Annotated in this window: 16 protein-coding genes; 12 read left to right on the top strand and 4 right to left on the bottom strand. The window is 72.5% G+C overall.

Features of this window, described 5'->3' with window-relative positions:
• Positions 1 to 199: 199 nt before the first annotated feature.
• Positions 200 to 1,330: a hypothetical protein gene (locus tag KS03_RS04765; protein ID WP_035984792.1), complete on the bottom strand. Its 1,131-nt coding sequence runs from the start codon at positions 1,328 to 1,330 to the stop codon at positions 200 to 202.
• Between the two features lie 298 nt (positions 1,331 to 1,628).
• On the opposite strand from KS03_RS04765, the gene KS03_RS04760 reads away from it, so the two are divergent.
• From KS03_RS04760 to KS03_RS04720, 9 genes are all read left to right on the top strand, one after another.
• Entirely contained in the window at positions 1,629 to 1,913 is a 285-nt protein-coding gene (locus tag KS03_RS04760; RefSeq protein ID WP_015877922.1) for a YXWGXW repeat-containing protein, read from the top strand.
• Between the two features lie 331 nt (positions 1,914 to 2,244).
• Positions 2,245 to 2,988, top strand: coding sequence for an RNA polymerase sigma factor (locus tag KS03_RS04755; RefSeq protein ID WP_080763682.1), 744 nt, complete (start codon positions 2,245 to 2,247; stop codon positions 2,986 to 2,988).
• Entirely contained in the window at positions 2,988 to 3,407 is a 420-nt protein-coding gene (locus tag KS03_RS04750) for a hypothetical protein (RefSeq protein WP_015877925.1), read from the top strand. Before KS03_RS04755 ends, KS03_RS04750 begins: the two co-directional genes overlap by 1 nt.
• Positions 3,404 to 3,904: a periplasmic heavy metal sensor gene (locus KS03_RS04745; RefSeq protein WP_015877926.1), complete on the top strand. Its 501-nt coding sequence runs from the start codon at positions 3,404 to 3,406 to the stop codon at positions 3,902 to 3,904. Before KS03_RS04750 ends, KS03_RS04745 begins: the two co-directional genes overlap by 4 nt.
• Before the next feature lie 181 nt (positions 3,905 to 4,085).
• Complete coding sequence (locus KS03_RS04740; protein ID WP_015877927.1) at positions 4,086 to 4,469, top strand: cupin domain-containing protein; 384 nt, start codon at positions 4,086 to 4,088, stop codon at positions 4,467 to 4,469.
• A gap of 260 nt (positions 4,470 to 4,729) precedes the next feature.
• Complete coding sequence (locus tag KS03_RS04735) at positions 4,730 to 6,934, top strand: glycoside hydrolase family 3 C-terminal domain-containing protein (RefSeq protein ID WP_015877928.1); 2,205 nt, start codon at positions 4,730 to 4,732, stop codon at positions 6,932 to 6,934.
• Positions 6,935 to 7,167: 233 nt separating this feature from the next.
• Positions 7,168 to 7,497 carry an H-NS histone family protein gene (locus tag KS03_RS04730; protein WP_015877929.1) on the top strand — a complete coding sequence of 110 codons (330 nt, stop codon included), beginning with the start codon at positions 7,168 to 7,170 and terminating at the stop codon, positions 7,495 to 7,497.
• A 172-nt stretch (positions 7,498 to 7,669) separates the two neighbouring features.
• A complete protein-coding gene (locus KS03_RS04725) occupies positions 7,670 to 9,124 on the top strand; it encodes a DUF1800 domain-containing protein (protein ID WP_015877930.1) in 1,455 nt (484 codons plus the stop codon).
• A gap of 4 nt (positions 9,125 to 9,128) precedes the next feature.
• Positions 9,129 to 10,277, top strand: a complete 1,149-nt coding sequence (locus tag KS03_RS04720; protein ID WP_015877931.1) for a DUF1501 domain-containing protein — start codon at positions 9,129 to 9,131, stop codon at positions 10,275 to 10,277.
• A gap of 48 nt (positions 10,278 to 10,325) precedes the next feature.
• Here KS03_RS04720 and KS03_RS04715 read toward each other — a convergent pair whose 3' ends face one another.
• Positions 10,326 to 11,381: an Ldh family oxidoreductase gene (locus tag KS03_RS04715; RefSeq protein WP_015877932.1), complete on the bottom strand. Its 1,056-nt coding sequence runs from the start codon at positions 11,379 to 11,381 to the stop codon at positions 10,326 to 10,328.
• Positions 11,382 to 11,411: 30 nt separating this feature from the next.
• On the bottom strand, positions 11,412 to 12,200 hold the full coding sequence (locus KS03_RS04710; RefSeq protein WP_015877933.1) for an anion permease: 789 nt from the start codon (positions 12,198 to 12,200) through the stop codon (positions 11,412 to 11,414).
• A 524-nt stretch (positions 12,201 to 12,724) separates the two neighbouring features.
• Here KS03_RS04710 and lepB point away from each other — a divergent pair.
• The 3 genes from lepB (at position 12,725) to KS03_RS04695 (ending at position 14,743) form a co-directional block, all read left to right on the top strand.
• Positions 12,725 to 13,411 (top strand): signal peptidase I, encoded by a 687-nt coding sequence (lepB, locus tag KS03_RS04705; protein WP_015877934.1) that lies wholly within the window; start codon positions 12,725 to 12,727, stop codon positions 13,409 to 13,411.
• 39 nt (positions 13,412 to 13,450) lie between these two features.
• Positions 13,451 to 14,086, top strand: a complete 636-nt coding sequence (locus KS03_RS04700) for a hypothetical protein (RefSeq protein ID WP_015877935.1) — start codon at positions 13,451 to 13,453, stop codon at positions 14,084 to 14,086.
• A gap of 171 nt (positions 14,087 to 14,257) precedes the next feature.
• Positions 14,258 to 14,743, top strand: coding sequence for a YaiI/YqxD family protein (locus KS03_RS04695; protein WP_015877936.1), 486 nt, complete (start codon positions 14,258 to 14,260; stop codon positions 14,741 to 14,743).
• 18 nt (positions 14,744 to 14,761) lie between these two features.
• Here KS03_RS04695 and KS03_RS04690 read toward each other — a convergent pair whose 3' ends face one another.
• The gene (locus KS03_RS04690; RefSeq protein WP_015877937.1) at positions 14,762 to 16,120 is read right to left on the bottom strand and encodes an MFS transporter; all 1,359 of its coding nucleotides are present in this window, start codon (positions 16,118 to 16,120) and stop codon (positions 14,762 to 14,764) included.
• Positions 16,121 to 16,207: the final 87 nt, after the last annotated feature.

Below are 16,207 nucleotides of genomic sequence, written 5' to 3'. Positions count from 1 at the left end.
TCGCGCCGGTTGATTCGCGGCGGCCGCCGGCGATACGGGCGCAGAGGGCTTCGGCACCGACAGTCCGACGGGACGATGGCGACGAGCGGCGCGACGCACGGCCGAACCGGTTCGGTGCCGGGGCAGCGGCGCGCGCCACGGCGCGAGAACGCGATCCGCCAGCCCCGGGGGGCCCGGCCGGCTGGCCGCGCCGGGCCGGCTAGAACGCCGGCACCGGGTTGCGCCCACTCGCCAGCATGTATTTGCCGTCGCGCAGCCGGTACACCGCCGTCTGATGGATCAGGCGCACGGCGGGCTCGTCGCCGGGGCCCGAGGTCTGCGCGCCGTCGAAGTGGATGCGCATCTCGCTCGTGCCGTCGGCGGCCGCGGCAAGCGAGAGCTTGCCGTTGATGTCGAAGCACGACGGCGGGCTGCCCGCGTCGGCCGTCGCGATCAGGTCGGTTTCGCTCGCCGCGCCGTGCGCCGCCTCGGCCGCCTTCAGCGCCGCGTCGCAATCGCCGCTCGCGCCGAGGTTGTTGCCGTCGGTCGGGATCGTGCTCGCGTAGGTCGCGATGCGTCCCGGCCTGATCCCGTAGACCGAGGCCCAGGTGCCGCAGAAGCCCTGCCAGCATCCGCCCCCCGTCACGACCAGGCCGAACTCGCCGGCCCCGATGCGCGCGACGCTGGTTTCGCCCAGCGTGCCGGCCACGCCGAGGTAGTCCACGCCGTCCACGCGCCGTTCGAGCACCCAGCCCGCCGCGTCGCGACGGAAGAAGTAGGCGCCGAGCCAGGCGCCCGATGCGTAGCTGTCGTCGCGCACCCCGCCGTCGTCGACGCTGACGCCCTCGGTCAGCATCACCGCATGCGTGTCGTCGAGGCGGATCACTTCGCGCGGCGCGATCTCGACGCGGGCCGCGATCGTCTTCGCGGCGCCGTCCGCGCGGCGAATTCGTCCCGCATCGTCGCGCTCGGGCAACTCGACCTCGACGTCGCGCGCGCCGGGATCGTTGCCTTCGTGCCAGCGCGGGAACACCGCGCGCATCAGGTCGGCGCGTCCGAGCCCGGCGGCAGCCGCCGACGACGAAGCGGCAGCCGCGCCAGGATCGGCCGTTGCGACCCGGGCGGCGGCCAAGGCCGGCGCACTCATGCCCGCGGCGCCGGACGCGGCGGGGGTGCCGGCATCGTGCGCGCCCTGCCGTTCGCAGGCGCTCAGCAGCACCGACATCGCGCCGAGCAGCGCGAGCGACGCGAGCCGCCTCACCGGCTGCGGGCAGGCGGGCGGCGACGCGGCTCCCGGCGCGAAGGCGGGCCCGAGCGGGCTGGGCGGACAGGGCGGGCAGGCGGCATTCATCGGCGGTACGAATCAGGAAAGGGCGAGGCGAAGGCCATCGGTGGCGCCACGGCAAGGCTCTCGATCGCGAAGCCGGCAGCGGGGCTTGCCTGCGCACGACGAAAGTCCCGGTCTTGGTGGGCCATGAATAGTAGGGCGACCGGGCAAACCTGACAATAAGGTTTGCGGTCCGGCGGCAGGCCGCCCCGCCGCGGCCCGTCACATGGAATTTCGCGCCCGAGCGACGGATTTCTCCCCCTGCCTGCGTTCAAGCGGATATGGCGCGATCGCGCCGGTTCACATTCAGGGAGTTGCGCCAATGAAACGACCGTTCCATCCTGCCCGGCTCGCCGCCGCACTGAGCCTGACGCTCGCCACCAGCGCCTTCGCGCAGGCCGTCGTCGTCGCGCCGATCGCGCCGCCCGCCCCGCGCGACGAAGTCGTGCCGCCCGCGCGCGCCGGCTACGTCTGGGATCACGGCCGCTGGCGCTGGGAGCATGGCGCCTACGTCTGGCAGCCGGTGCGCGTCGGGTACCACTGGGTGCCGGGCCACTGGGTCGCCCACGGCCCGAACTGGCACTGGGTGCCGGGGCACTGGGCCTAAGCGCCAGGTCGGCGGGCACGCCCGCCGCATCCCACCTCCGCCTCGTGCCCGCCTCGTGCGTCGTGCCATCCCGCGCCGTCCGGCGCGCCGTCACCGAACAGCAGCGGCGCGCCGGCTCATGCCATCGTCTTGCCTGGGAATGCCTTTCATGAAAATGTCCATGATCCTCGTGCTCGTCGCGACGACGCTCGCCGGTTGCGTGGTCGTCCCCGCCCGGCCGGTTTATGTGCGACCGGCCGCGGTCGTCGTATATTGATCGGGGGCGACGGGCGCCCAGGCCTCGCCGATGCCTGCCCGCCGCCCGTTCGTGATGAACGGAACCACCGCCGCCATGCCCGCGCCCCCGGCCCGGCCCCGCTCGTCCACCGCCCGGCAGGCGCGTGACGGCGCGGCCGGGCCGGGCGCCCACGCCGTCCCGCAGGGAGTCCTGACCCGTGAAGCCAGTCCGGCGCGCGCAACGGCGCGCCCCAACGCCCCCGTGGCCGCGCGAGCGGCCGCCGAGCCGGAAGTCCGCCACGTGAGCGAACGCGACCCCGACGCGGAACTGCTCGCGCGCGTGGGCGCACGCGATCCCGGCGCCGTGCGTGCGCTGGTCGCGCGCAAGCTGCCGCGGCTGCTCGCGCTCGCCACGCGGCTGCTCGGCGACCGCATGGAAGCCGAGGACGTCGCGCAGGAGGCGTTCATCCGGATCTGGAAACAGGCACCGCGCTGGAAGACGGGCGAGGCGCGCTTCGACACCTGGCTGCATCGCGTCGCGCTGAACCTCTGCTACGACCGGCTGCGCGGCCGGCGCGAGGAACCGGCCGACGCGCTGCCCGACGAGCCGGATCCGCAGCCGCGCGCCGACGCGCGACTGGAGACGCGGGAGCGCGACGCGCGCGTGCGCGACGCGCTGGCGGCGCTGCCGCCCCGGCAGCGCGAGGCGCTCGTGCTCCATTACTATCAGGAGTTGTCGAACATCGAGGCGGCCGGCCTGATGGGCATCACGGTGGACGCGCTGGAGAGCCTGCTCTCGCGCGCCCGGCGCAATCTGCGCGCGCAACTGGCCGCCAGCGGCCGCAGCGAGGAAATCTGATGACACCCGAACGATTCCGCAGCATCGTCGAGGCCTACGGCGCCGACTCGCGCCGCTGGCCCGACGCCGAACGCGACGCCGCGCGCGCCTGGGCCGGCACGCATCCCGAGACGGCCGGGCCGCTGCTTGCCGAGGCCGCCGACCTCGACGGCTGGCTCGGCGCCCACCACGTCGCGCCGGCCGGCCACGCGCTCGTCGCGCGCATCGTGGCGACGGCGCCGGCCGCGCGGCGCCCCTGGACGCGCGGCCGGCTCTGGTGGTCCGGCGCCGCGGTGGCCGGCGTGGGCGCGCTCGGCGTGCTGGCCGGCGCGCTCGCGATGTCCTCGGCCGTGCTCCCGAGCGCGCCCGCGGCGCTGCACGAGAGCACCTACCTGACCACCAGCTTCGGTGGCTCGACCGACGACTGGAGCGGTGAATGAACGGCCGGACCCCCACCCTGCTGCTCGCCGCCTCGGTCGTGCTGAACGTGTTCCTGCTCGGCGCGATCGCGGGCGGCGCCTATCAGTGGTACGCGCGCCAGCACGGCGCTGGCGGCACCCATGCGCCGAAGCAGGCACTGCGCTTCGCGGCCGACGGGCTGCCCGCCGAGCGGCAGCGCGAGTTCATGGAGGCGCTGAAAGCGGCGCGCCGCGAGGCGCGCGTCTATGCGCGCGAGGCCCGCGAGGGCCGCCGCGACGTGCTCGACCTGCTCGCCATGCCGCAACTCGATCGCCCCGCGCTCGACGAGGCGCTGTCGCGCACGCGCGAGGCCGACACGCGCCTGCGCGCGCAGGTCGAGAGCAACGTGGCCGATTTCGCGGCGAGCCTGACGCCCGAGGAGCGTCAGCGCTTCGTCCAAGGGCTCAGGCACAGCGGCCAGTGGCGCCTGCCCGCCACGCAGGGCGGGCACGAGCGGGACGCGCACGGCGGCAACTGAGCCGCACTCGGTTCGCGCCCGAATCAGGCCCGGCTCACGAGCCGCCCGCGGCGGGGCCGCCCGGCGCGCCGCGCGGCGTCGCCCTGCGATGCGGCGCGACAAGCCGGCGCCGGCGGCGCCTCCTCCACCTCGCGACGAGCCTGCTGCTCGCCGCATCCATCGTTCCAACCTGGAGATAAACATGGTTTCCCGTCCGTTTGCCGAGTCGTTCGATCTCGAGGCGGCGTTCGCCGACGTCACCGAGCACTGGTCGCCGAAGGTGGTCGCACGCGTCAACGACCAGTACGTGAAGGTGGCCAAGGTACTCGGCCAACTGGCATGGCACGACCACGCGCACGAGGACGAGCTGTTCTTCGTGGTGCGCGGCCATCTGAAGATCGAGTACGAAGGCTCGCGCGTGGTCGAGCTGCCGGCCGGCTCGATGCATGTGGTGCCGCGCGGCACGCGCCACAATCCCGTCGCCGAGCAGGAATGCTGGATCGTGCTGATCGAGCCGGTGGCGACGAAGCACACGGGGGACGTGGTGTCGCCGCTGACGAAGACGATCGAGCAACAGCTGCGCTGAGCCGGTGATCGGGCCGGCTCAGCGCCCGGCCAGGGCCGCTTTGCTGCATAAACATAAGACCATTACGGGAAAACACCGATGCTGTAGTCGAACTACATTCCTACTATCTAACACGGTGGAGGCTACCTACATCGCGCTGGCCCCGTCGATTCTCCATCCCGCCGCCCGGTGCGCACCGCGCGGCACCCGCGTTTCGCGCTTCACCGCTGTCGCTTCCTGCCTCACCGTCGACAACCCGAATCGGATCACTGGAGAGAGACATGCAGGTCAGACTTTGGTCGGCCGCCGCCTTGACGGCGTTCACGTTCGCCAGCGCGCAGGCTGGCACTCCCGACTTCATCAACTTCCCGCCGACGAGCTTCGATGCCGTGGCCTCGGCGGCCGCGCGGCTGCGGGCCGATGCGCTGGTGCGCAAGATGACGCTCGACGAAAAGCTGCAGATGATTCATTCGCAGTATGAAATGAGCGCGGTGCCGGGCGGCGGTGCCGGCTACATCCAGGGCGTGCCGCGGCTCGGCATTCCCGACCTGAACATGGTCGATTCGTCCACCGGCTCGGGCAGCACCTCGCAGCCGAGCACCACGTTCCCGGCCACCCTCGCGCTGGCCGCGAGCTGGGACCGCAAGCTGTCGCACGACTACGGCCGCGAGGTGGCGATCCAGTTGCGCGCGCAAGGGTTCGGCATGGGCCTCGGCGGCGGCACCAATCTCGCGCGCGAGCCGCGCGGCGGGCGCCTGTTCGAATACCTCGGCGAAGACCCGCAGCTCGCGGGCGAATTGCTCGCCGAGCGCACCGACGGCACCCAGCGCGAGCACGTGATCGCCACCATCAAGCACTATGCCGGCAACGAGCAGGAGCACGGCCGGCAGGGCGGCAACACGCAGATCGACGAGCGCACGCTGCGCGAACTCTATCTGCTGCCGTTCGAGATCGCCGCCAAGCGCGCGCGGCCCGGCAGCGTGATGTGCTCCTACAACCGCCTGAACGGCGACTACGCCTGCGAGAACGCGTTCCTGCTCTCCACCGTGCTCAAGAACGACTGGGGCTTCGAAGGCCAGGTGCAGTCGGACTGGGGCGCGGCGCACAGCACGGCGCCGTCAATCAACGCCGGGCTCGACGAGGAGGAGGACGTGGGCGCCACCGTCTACCTGACGCCGGAGCTGGTGCGCCAGGCGATCGCGAACGGCTCGGTATCCACGGCGCGGCTCGACGACATGGTGCGCCGCAAGCTCTACACGATGATCCGGCTCGGCGTGCTCGATCATCCGGCCAGGGGCGGCGGCACGATCGACTTCGCGGCCGGCAACGCGTTCGCGCAGGCGGTGGCCGAGCAGTCGATGGTCTTGCTCAAGAACGACGGCAACCAGCTGCCGCTCGCGGCCGCCGCGCTGCGGCGCATCGCGGTGATCGGCGGCCACGCCGACGCCGCGGTGCTCTCGGGCGGCGGCTCGGGCAACACGCGCGATCCGGTGACCGGCTCGTTCGCCGGCTGCGGCGGGCTGCAGTTCGGCACCACCAGCGGCTGCGGCTGGTGGCACAACCCGTGGCTCAAGCTGGATACGCCGATCGTCGCCGCGATTCAGCAGCTCGCGCCGAACGCGCAGGTGGCCTTCGCCGGCAACAGCGACCAGCAGCAGCCGTTCCGCGCCTACACCCAGCAGGAGATCGGCCAGGCCGTGGCGCTCGCGAAGCAGTCGGACGTGGCGATCGTGGTGGTCGCGCAACCGGCCGGCGAGGATTTCGGCGACCTGCAGAGCCTCTCGCTCGCGAACCCCGGCAACCAGGACGCGCTCGTCGCCGCGGTGGCGCAGGCGAACCCGCGCACGGTGGTGGTGGTGGAGAGCGGCAACCCGGTGCTGATGCCGTGGAAGGACAGCGTCGCGGCGATCATCGAGGCATGGTATCCGGGCGAAGGCGGCGGCAAGGCGATCGCGAACCTGCTGTTCGGCAAGGTCAACCCGTCCGGCAAGCTGCCCGTCACGTTCCCGGCACGCGACCAGGACACGCCGACCTGGGGCGCCGACGGCACGTTCGCGAACGATCCCGTCTACGCGGAGAAGCTCGACATGGGCTATCGCTGGTACGACGCGAAGAACATCAAGCCGATGTTCGAGTTCGGCTACGGGCTGTCGTACACGCACTTCGCCTACTCGGGGCTGACCGTGCTGCGCCTGCCGGGCAAGCTGCTCGACGTGAGCTTCACGGTGCGCAACGACGGCCGCGTGGCGGGCGCCGAAGTCCCGCAGGTCTACCTCGGCGTGCCCTACAAGGACGAGCCGCCGCGCCGGCTGGTGGGCTGGGACAAGGTCGGCCTGGCCCCGGGCCAGTCGCGCCGCGTGCACGTGCTGGTCTCGCCGCGCGAGCAGAGCGTGTGGGACGACACCCAGGGCAAATGGCGCTACGTGCCGGGCAGCAGCGTCTACGTGGGCGCCTCGTCGCGCGATATTCGGCTGCAGCAGCACTGAGCGCGGCCTCGCCGGAACCCCGCGCCGGCGGGGCGCTGCGAGGCCGGCAGGACGGCCGGCGCGGCTCGGGGCGCGGTGCCGCGCCCGCGTGCAGGATCGGTCCGGTGGCGAGGCGCCACGACACGCCCGCCGGCCGGCCGGCGTGTCTAAATCTCGCAAATCATGGCCGGTATTCGTGAAATTGTGTACGGAGCCTAGTAAGATGGCGCCCTATCGACACTTGCCGACCCACAATGAGCCATCAACTCAACGTTCTCGAAGAGCAGTTGCGCGAACTCGACCAGCAAATCGCGCAAGCCAAGTCCGCTGGCAAGCAGGCGCTGCTCGCGAACCTGCAGGAGCAGGTGCAGCAGTACGGCATCACGGAGGACGAACTGCTGCGTGCCGCCGGGTTCCGTCAGGCACCCAAGGTGCGCAAGGCAGCACCGGCGAAATATTACGATCCGTCGTCGGGGAATTCGTGGTCCGGGCGCGGCCCGCGCCCGAAGTGGCTGCAGGGCAAGGAACTGGACGACTACCTGATCGACCGCGCACCGAAGCCGTGGTGGCCCGGCGAGGACTGATCCGGCGCCGCCGCGCGCGGCGCCCGTGTTTCGCGATACCCCGGCCGCCCGTGGCGCGGTCCGGCCGTGCGGCGGCCCACCCGGCCCGCGCCTGATTCTTTTTTCGCCCGACGCGACGGATTTCGCGGCGTGCTCCGTTTAACGGAGAACTTCCACGCCGGCAGGACTCCGTATGAACGCTCCGCCCGACCCGCACGCCGCGGCGATCGCCCTGAACCGCTTCGGCCTCGGCGCCCGCGCCGACGAGCCGGTCCCGACCGATCCGGCCGGCTGGCTGATCGACCAGTTCTCCCGCTACGAGCCGCGCCCCGCCGCCTGGGCCGACACGCCCGGCGCGGTCGCGCTCGCCACGCATTTCGGCGACCAACGCAGCCAGCTGCGCGCCGGCGCCTCGAGCCCGCCGGCGGCGGCGCTCCCGGCGGCCTCCGCGGGCTCGCCCACGGCCTCGGCAGCGGCGCTCCGTCAAGCCGTGAACCAGACGATCCGCCGCGAAAGCATGGAGGTCTACCGCGACGCGGTGGATGCACGCGTTGCGAGCGCGCTCGTCACGCCCGCGCCATTCGTCGAGCGGCTGGTGCATTTCTGGGCCAACCATTTCGCGGTCTCGATCGACAAGGGGCAGGTCGCCGGGCTGGCCGGCGCGTTCGAGATGGAGGCGATCCGTCCGCACGTGCTGGGCCGCTTCGAGGACCTGCTGGTGGCCGTCGAGCGCCATCCGGCGATGCAGTTGTTCCTCGACCAGACCCGCTCGGTCGGCCCCGACAGCCGTGCCGCGCTGCGCGCCGACGCCCGCGACCCGGCCCACCGGCGCGGCCTCAACGAAAATCTCGCGCGCGAGATCATGGAGCTGCACACGCTCGGCGCGCGCAGCGGCTACACCCAGGCCGACGTCACCGAGTTCGCGCGCGCGCTCACCGGCTGGAGCGTGGCGGGCACGCGCGGCCCGCAGCCCGGCAACGCGCCGCCCGGCGCGTTCGTGTTCCGCGCCGCGCAGCACGAGCCCGGCGCGCGCACCGTGCTGGGCCGCCGCTATGATCAGGAAAACGAAGCACAGGCGCTGGCGATCCTGCGCGATCTGGCGCGCGCGCCCGCCACCGGGCGCCACCTCGCGTTCCAGCTCGGCCGCCATTTCGTCGCCGACGATCCCCCCGCCGCGCTGACCGAGCGCCTGGCGCGCGCCTTCGACCAGAGCGGCGGCGACCTGCCCACCGTTTATCGCGCGCTGGTGGCCTCGCCCGAGGCATGGGCGCCGTCCGCGATCAAGTTCAAGACGCCCTGGGACTGGGCCGTGTCGGCGCTGCGCGGGCTCGGCTGGACCACGCTCGGCGGGCTGCGCGCCGCGCCGCTGCTGAGCCAGCTCGGCCAGCCGGTCTGGCGCCCCGGCTCGCCCGCCGGCTACGACGACGTGGCCGCCAGCTGGGCCGCGCCCGATGCGCTGGTGCGCCGCGTCGAGATTGCCCAGCGGCTCGCCGCGCGCAGCGGCGGGCGCACCGATCCGCGCCTGCTCGGCCGCGCGCTGTTCGCCGGCACGCTGAGCGAGCCGACCGCCACCGCCGTGTCGCATGCCGAAAGCGCCACCACCGCGCTCGCGCTGCTGCTCGTCTCGCCCGACTTCCAACGGAGATAACGCCATGCAGCCCACCCGCCGCCGATTCCTCGGCACCGCCGCCGCGGCCGGCGCCCTGCTCGTCGCGCCGCGCCTGGTGTTCGCCAATGTCGCGAGCGAACGCCGCTTCGTGTTCGTGATCCAGCGCGGCGCCGCCGACGGCCTGAACATCGTCGTGCCGTATGCCGAGCCCGCCTACGCGAGCCTGCGCGGCGACCTCGCGATCGACGCCGCGCAGGCCACGCGGCTCGACGGCACGTTCGCGCTGCATCCCTCGCTCGCGCAGACGGCCGCGATGTACGCCGGCGGCCAGGCGCTGTTCGTCCACGCGATCGCGTCGCCGTATCGCGACCGCTCGCATTTCGACGGCCAGAACGTGCTCGAGACGGGCGGCCGCGCGCCGTACCAGCTGAAGGACGGCTGGCTGAACCGGCTCGCGGCGATGCTGCCGGCCACGCGCGAGAACGCCATCGCACTCGCGCCCACGGTGCCCGCTGCGCTGCGCGGCGACGCGCGCGTCACCTCGTACGCGCCGTCGGGGCTGCCCGAGGCCCCCGACGACCTGCTCGCGCGCGTCGCCGCGCTCTACGAGCGCGACGCCCAGCTCGGGCCGCTGTGGGCCTCGGCGATGGTCGCGCGCGGGCTGGCCGGCGATGCGCACGCGCGCCAGGACCCGGCCGGCGTCGGCAAGCTGGCCGCGGGCTTCCTGGCACGCGACGACGGCCCGCGCATCGCGATGATCGAGACCGGCGGCTGGGACACGCACAGCGCGCAGAACCCGCGCCTCGCGAACGTCCTGAAGGGGCTCGACGCGATGCTCGCGGCGTTGCGCGACGGGCTCGGCCCGGTCTGGCGCGACACCACCGTGCTGGTGGCCACCGAGTTCGGGCGCACCGCCGCGGCGAACGGCACGGGGGGCACCGATCACGGCCAGGCGTCGGTGGCGATGCTGCTCGGCGGCGCGGTGGCGGGCGGGCGCGTGATCGCCGACTGGCCGGGCCTGCGCGGCGCCGACCTCTACGAAGGGCGCGACCTCAAGCCGACCGCCTCGCTCGATGCGCTGATCGCGGGCGCGGCGGCCGAAACGCTGCGGCTCGAGCCGCAGCGCACGGCCGCGACGCTGTTCGGGCAGGCCGGCGCGCGGCACGCGACCAGCGGCCTCGTGCGGGCCTGAACGCCCTCCGCCCCGCCCCGACAGACGAGACCGACGAGACCGACGAGGCTAGGCCCGTGCGGCCGGCGGCACCACGCCGAGTTCGTCGGCCATCCGCGTCAGCGACGCCCAGATCGGCGTGCTCAGCTCGATGTGATCGTGGTACTTCTGGCGGTTGCGCGCCTCGTACTCGCCCGGGTACTGCACGGGGTCGGCGCCGGGCTGCCGCGGGCAGGACAGCAGGTATTCGATGAACGCCTCCACCTCGTGCGAGCGCCAGGGGGACGAGCAATCCATCTGCGGGTTCAGCACGATCGCAAACATGTTGTTGGTCACGGCGCCCTGCCGAGGGTTGCCGGGCTGGATCGTGCCGCCGCCCGACAGCACGCCCGCCAGCAGTTCGGCCACCACGCCGAGCGCATAGCCCTTATGGGCACCGAACGGCAGCAGCGAGCCGGGCGGATCGGCCTGCAGCACGTTCGGGTCGTCGGTCGGACAGCCCCGGCTGTCGATCAGCGAGCCCGGCGGCGCCTTCATGCCGTTGGCCGCCAGCACGCGCGCCTTGTTCACGGCGATCGCGCTGGTGGCCATGTCCACCACCAGCGGCGGCCGGTCGTTCGGCAGCGGCCCGGCGAAGCACAGCGGGTTGGAGGTCAGGCGCGGCTCGGCGCCGCCGACCGGCGCCACCATCGGCGCGAGGTTGGTGACGTTGGCGAACGCCATGAACACCAGGCCGGCGTGCGCGCACATCTCGCCGTACTGGCCCATCCGGCCCAGGTGGTGGCTGTTGCGCAGGGTCAGGATGCAGACGCCGCGGTCGAGCGCGCGCGTCATCGCCCGCTCCACCACCACCTTGCCGACGTGCTGGCCGAGCCCGCGGTTGCCCTCGAACATCAGCAGGCTGCCGTGATCGGCCAGCACGCTCGGGCGGCCGGCCGGGTCGATCAGGCCGTCCGCGAGCACCTGGCAGTAGGTCGGCAGGATCGACACGCCGTGGCTGGTGTAGCCGACGCGGTCCGCTTCGACCAGATGGCGGGCGACGTCGTCGGCGATGTCGTCGGGCACCTTCAGCGCGCCCAGCACCTGCTTGCCGAATGCAATCGCATCGTCGAGGGATATCTGCATGTCGTGAACCTCCTTTTCCGGTTGCATGCCTTACAGCCAGCCGAGCCGGCGCCAATAGGCGGCGCCGAACACCGGCAGCCGCGCCGAGCCGGTCACGCTGACCGCGGTCCCGAGCTTCGCGAACTGCCTGGCCGCGAACCGCGAGGCCCAGCTCACGTGCGCGCCGAGCGTCTTCTGCGTGACGCCGGCCATCAGCAGGTGCTGCGCGGCCGCGGTTTGAATGCCGATGTTCCAGATGCGGGTGGCCTGCACCACGACGATCATGACGCGGGCCACCACGTTCGAGCGCTTGTCCACGCCCATCATGATCGGCACCACGCGGGCGCCGCGCGCGGGGGCGCTCGGCGCCGCCGGCCAGAGCAGGATCGTCACGGCGATCGCGCCGATCCTCACGCGCCGCGTGCCGGTGCCGATCCGCGCGAGCATGACGAGCGCGATGCGGCGGTCGAGCCCGGCCAGCGTGATGGCCGCCGCGATGCACGGCGCGAGCGCCGGATTCGAGAAGCCGGCCAGCGCCATGCCGATGGCGCGCGAGGTGCCGTAGGCCACGCCCGGGTCCCGCACGGTGGGCGCGGTGCCCACGAGAAACGCCATCAGCGACGCGACGAGGATCGCGCCGGCCTCGTAGGAGACGGCCTCGGTGAGCCACACCACGACCGCGAACCCGAGGATCGCCAGCATCCGCTGCCCGGCCGGGGGCAGGCCGGCGGGCGCGGGCAGCAGCAGCACGGCGATCAGGACTGCCACGCCGGCCGCGAGGCCGAGCGGAAACGACTTCGGGGTAACGGGTGGTGCCGTGCCATGTTCCGGCCTGCTCATCGTTAGGGCTCCTGTTTGGACGGCGTGCCGCTGTCCACCAGGACAATCCCAGCCGGATTGCGCTCGCTGGGGCGATGGGAACGGGCAATGACATGAGGCGGGCGGCAGGCACCGCGCTGCCGTGGCGGGCCGGCGCGATCGCGATGCGCGCCCGCGGCCCGGCGGTGAGTCGGACCCAGGTCCGGGGCCGGGGCCGGGCCTTCTCGGCAAGACGAAGGGGCATCGCGCGAAGGGCGGCCGCGAACCGTCGACATATCGGCGAAATCTTATCTTTTCAGTCCGGTGCGCATGGGGATCTGGCGCAAGACTCGCGCGGTCGAGCCGCGTCTTTTCCGGCGGCGGACCGTTCCCGGCCATGCGTGGGAAACGTGCCCGCGGCGTGCCGCGAGGCGCCGCGAGCACCTGCCGGACGACGCGTCGCCGGCGCCGTGCCGCCCGCGCCACCCCACCCAACGCAACGCCGCGGGCGCTTCGGGTATAGTCGGCTTACCCGAAACATCGGCCGCGACGCGGCCCACCCCACCATGCGCATGATCGTCAGGCTCTGGAAAGCCAACAAGGGCTTCCTCGCGTTTCTGTTTCTGATGGTGATCTTCCGCAGCGCGATAGCCGACTGGAACGTGGTGCCGAGCGGCTCGATGCTGCCGACCATCCGCATCGGCGACCGGATCCTCGTCGACAAGATGGCCTACGACCTGCGCGTGCCGTTTACGCACATCCGTCTGGCGCGGCTGCACGAACCGCAGCGCGGCGATATCGTGACGATCGACTCGGCCGCCGCACACGAGCTGCTGGTCAAGCGGCTGATCGGCCTGCCCGGCGACACCGTGGAGCTGCGCAACAACGTGCTGCTGATCAACGGGGTGCGCGCCGCCTACCGGCCGGTGGGCACCAACCTGCTGCGCAGCGATGCCGCCTCGCCCGGCGAATACCTGGCCGAGCGCATCGACGGCAGCGCGCGCATCGTGCGGCTCTCGCCCGACGCGCCGAGCCCGCGCGATTCGTTCGGCCCGGTCGTGGTGCCGAAGGGGCAGTACCTGATGCTCGGCGACAATCGCGACAACAGCGCCGATTCGCGCTATTTCGGCTTCTTCCCGCGCGACGAGATCATGGGCCGCGCGCGGCGCGTGGCGTTCTCGCTCGATCCCTCGCACGACTACCTGCCGCGCCTGGACCGCTTCGGGCGCCGGCTCGACGCGCCGCTCGGCTGAACCAGGCGGCGGCTCCGCCCCGTCCATCGCCCCCATGCCATGAAACGAATCGTCCGCGCCGCCGTGGCGGCGCTCGCCCTCGGCGCCGGCAGCGGCGCGTTCGCCGCCTGCGATGCGGCGCCCTCGCGCTGCCCCGGCAACCCGGCCCTGCCGGCCGCGCTCGTGCGGCTACTGCCGCCCGGCTACACCGTGCTCGACCATCTGGCCGGCTCGCTGACCGACGCCGGGCGCACCGACTACCTCGTCGTGGTGGCGCGTCCCGCCGCCAACGGCGCGCCGCCGTCGCCGCGCCCGCTGCTCGTTTTCACGCAGCGCGCCGACGGCGGCTACGCGCTCGCGGCACGCAACGACCACGTGGTGATGCGTGCCGACGAAGGCGGCGTGTCGGGCGACCCGTATCTCGACCTCGACAGCGACGGGCTCGCGATCAAGCACCGTTACTTCTCGGTGCAGAACGGCGTGGCGGGCGGCCCGAACCACTGGAGCGACAACGTCACGTTCCACTACGACCCGGCCCGGCGCACCTGGCTGTTCCATCAGCGAATCGTCCACGACAGCGAGATGAACCGCGACCCGAGCCCGAACGCCGACGCGCTGCTGCCCGATCACGTAACGGTCGAGCGCGCGGACCGGGCCCGGCCGGTGACGTTCGAGGCGTGGCGGCCGCAACGATGAAACGCGCGCCGCCCGGCGTGGCGGCCCCGAACGGCGGATGCCGCGTCTCGGCCGACGACGTCGCCGGCATCGACACCGGCGCGCCGCCGGCCGCTCGGCTGGCAGCCGGCGGCACCGCCGCGGGCGGGCGCGGTAACATGCGCGCTTGCCCCTCTTTCACGGATCGATGCGATGCAAGTGCTGGTTGACGCGGACGCCTGCCCGGTGGTGGTCAAGGAGATGCTGTTCCGGGCCGCGCGGCGGCTCGAGATGGGCGTCACGCTGGTGGCGAACCAGCCGCTGCGCACGCCGCCCTCGCCGTTCATCAAGGCCTTGCAGGTGCCGGCCGGATTCGATGCGGCCGACCGGCGCATCGTCGAGCTGGCCGGAGCCGGCGACCTCGTGATCACGGCCGACATCCCGCTGGCCGCCGCCGCGCTCGACAAGGGCGCGCACGTGCTGGACCCGCGCGGCAACTGGTTCAGCCGCGAGAACATCCAGGAACGGCTGACGATGCGCGAGGTGATGGAGCAGTTGCGCGGCTCGGGCGTCGACACCGGCGGTCCGGCGCCGTACGGCGCGCATGACAGCAAGGCGTTCGCCTCGCAGTTCGACCGCTTCCTGGCGCGCCACGCGCCCAAGCCGGCGCCCACGCCGAAGCCGGCGGCGGACGCCTGAGGCCGGCCGCGCCGCGGCTCAATGGCCGAGTGACTCCGCCTGCTCGCCGCCTTGCGCCGCCTGCTGCGGCCGCACGCCCTGCTTGACCAGCAGCGCCGCGCACGACACCAGGCCCGCCACCGCGATGGTGGCGAACACGCCCGAGAACGACACGTGCCGGGCCGTCAGTTCGGCCACCAGGAACGAGCCCGCGATCCCGCCGAAGCGGCCGATGCCGAGCATCCAGGCCACCCCGGTGCCGCGCCCCGAGGTGGGATAGAACGCGGCGGCCAGCGCCGGCAGCGACGACTGCGCCGTGTTCATCAGCACGCCGGCCAGGAACACCACCACCACCAGCGCGCCGACGTTGCCGGCCGCCTGCCCGATCGCGTAGACGCTCACCGCCGTCAGCGCATAGCAGACGGCCACCACGCGGTTCGCGTTGAAGCGATCCATCAGCGCGCCGCTGAGCACCGCGCCCACGCCGCCGAGCGGGAATAGCGCCGAGATCAGCGTGGCCGCCTTCGGAGCGAGCCCCGCGTCCTTGAGCAGGATCGGCATCCAGTTGATCGAGGCGTAGAAGATCACCAGGCCCATGAAATAGGCGATCCACAGCATCACCGAGCCCACCCGGTACGGGCGCGACAGCACCACCGCCGCGCCCTTACCCTCGGTGCGCGGCACCGTCTCCGTCAGCACGAACGAGCCGGCCTCGCGCGCGCGTGCCGACACGCGCGCGAGCGTCGCGCGAATCCGCTCGACGGGCCGGCGCGTGGCCACCATGAAGCGCACCGATTCCGGCATCCGCGCGACGAGCGCCACGGCCAGCACGAGCGGCGCGACGCCGCCCGCCAGCAGCACGCTGCGCCAGCCGAACTGCGGAATCATCCAGGCGGCCAGGAAGCCGCCGAACGCGGCGCCGAGCGGAAAGCCGCAAAACATCAGGTTGATCAGCGTGGCGCGGCGCCTATCCGGGCAGAACTCGCCCATCATCGTGACCGCGTTCGGCATCGCGGCGCCGAGGCCCACGCCCGTCACGAAGCGCAGCGTCGTCAGCGTGCCGATGCTCGACGCGAACGCCGAGGCCAGGCACGCCACGCCGAACAACAGCACCGAGCCGATCAACAGCGCGCGCCGCCCGAGCCGGTCCGACAGCGGGCCGGAAACGAGCGCGCCGCAGGCCAGCCCGAACAGCGCCGCGCTGAGCACCGGCGCCAGATCGGGCTTGGTCAGATGCCATTCGGAAAGCAGCGACGGCGCGATGAAGCCGATCGCCGCCGTGTCGAAGCCGTCGAGCAGCACGATCACGAAGCACATCAGGAAGATCAGCCATTGGAACGCGCCGAACGGCTGTTCATTGATGAACGTCTGCACGTTCACGATGGGGCTGCGATTCATCGCGGGTCTCCTGCGCCGCGCGGGTGGATCGCGCCGCTGCTTCGATTCGGATTCGGCGGAGCGAAATTCGTATCTCGAACTTCGGTT

The organism is Burkholderia glumae LMG 2196 = ATCC 33617, assembly GCF_000960995.1.
Classification (GTDB): Bacteria; Pseudomonadota; Gammaproteobacteria; order Burkholderiales; family Burkholderiaceae; genus Burkholderia; species Burkholderia glumae.
This window is presented reverse-complemented; position numbering and strand designations above follow the sequence as displayed.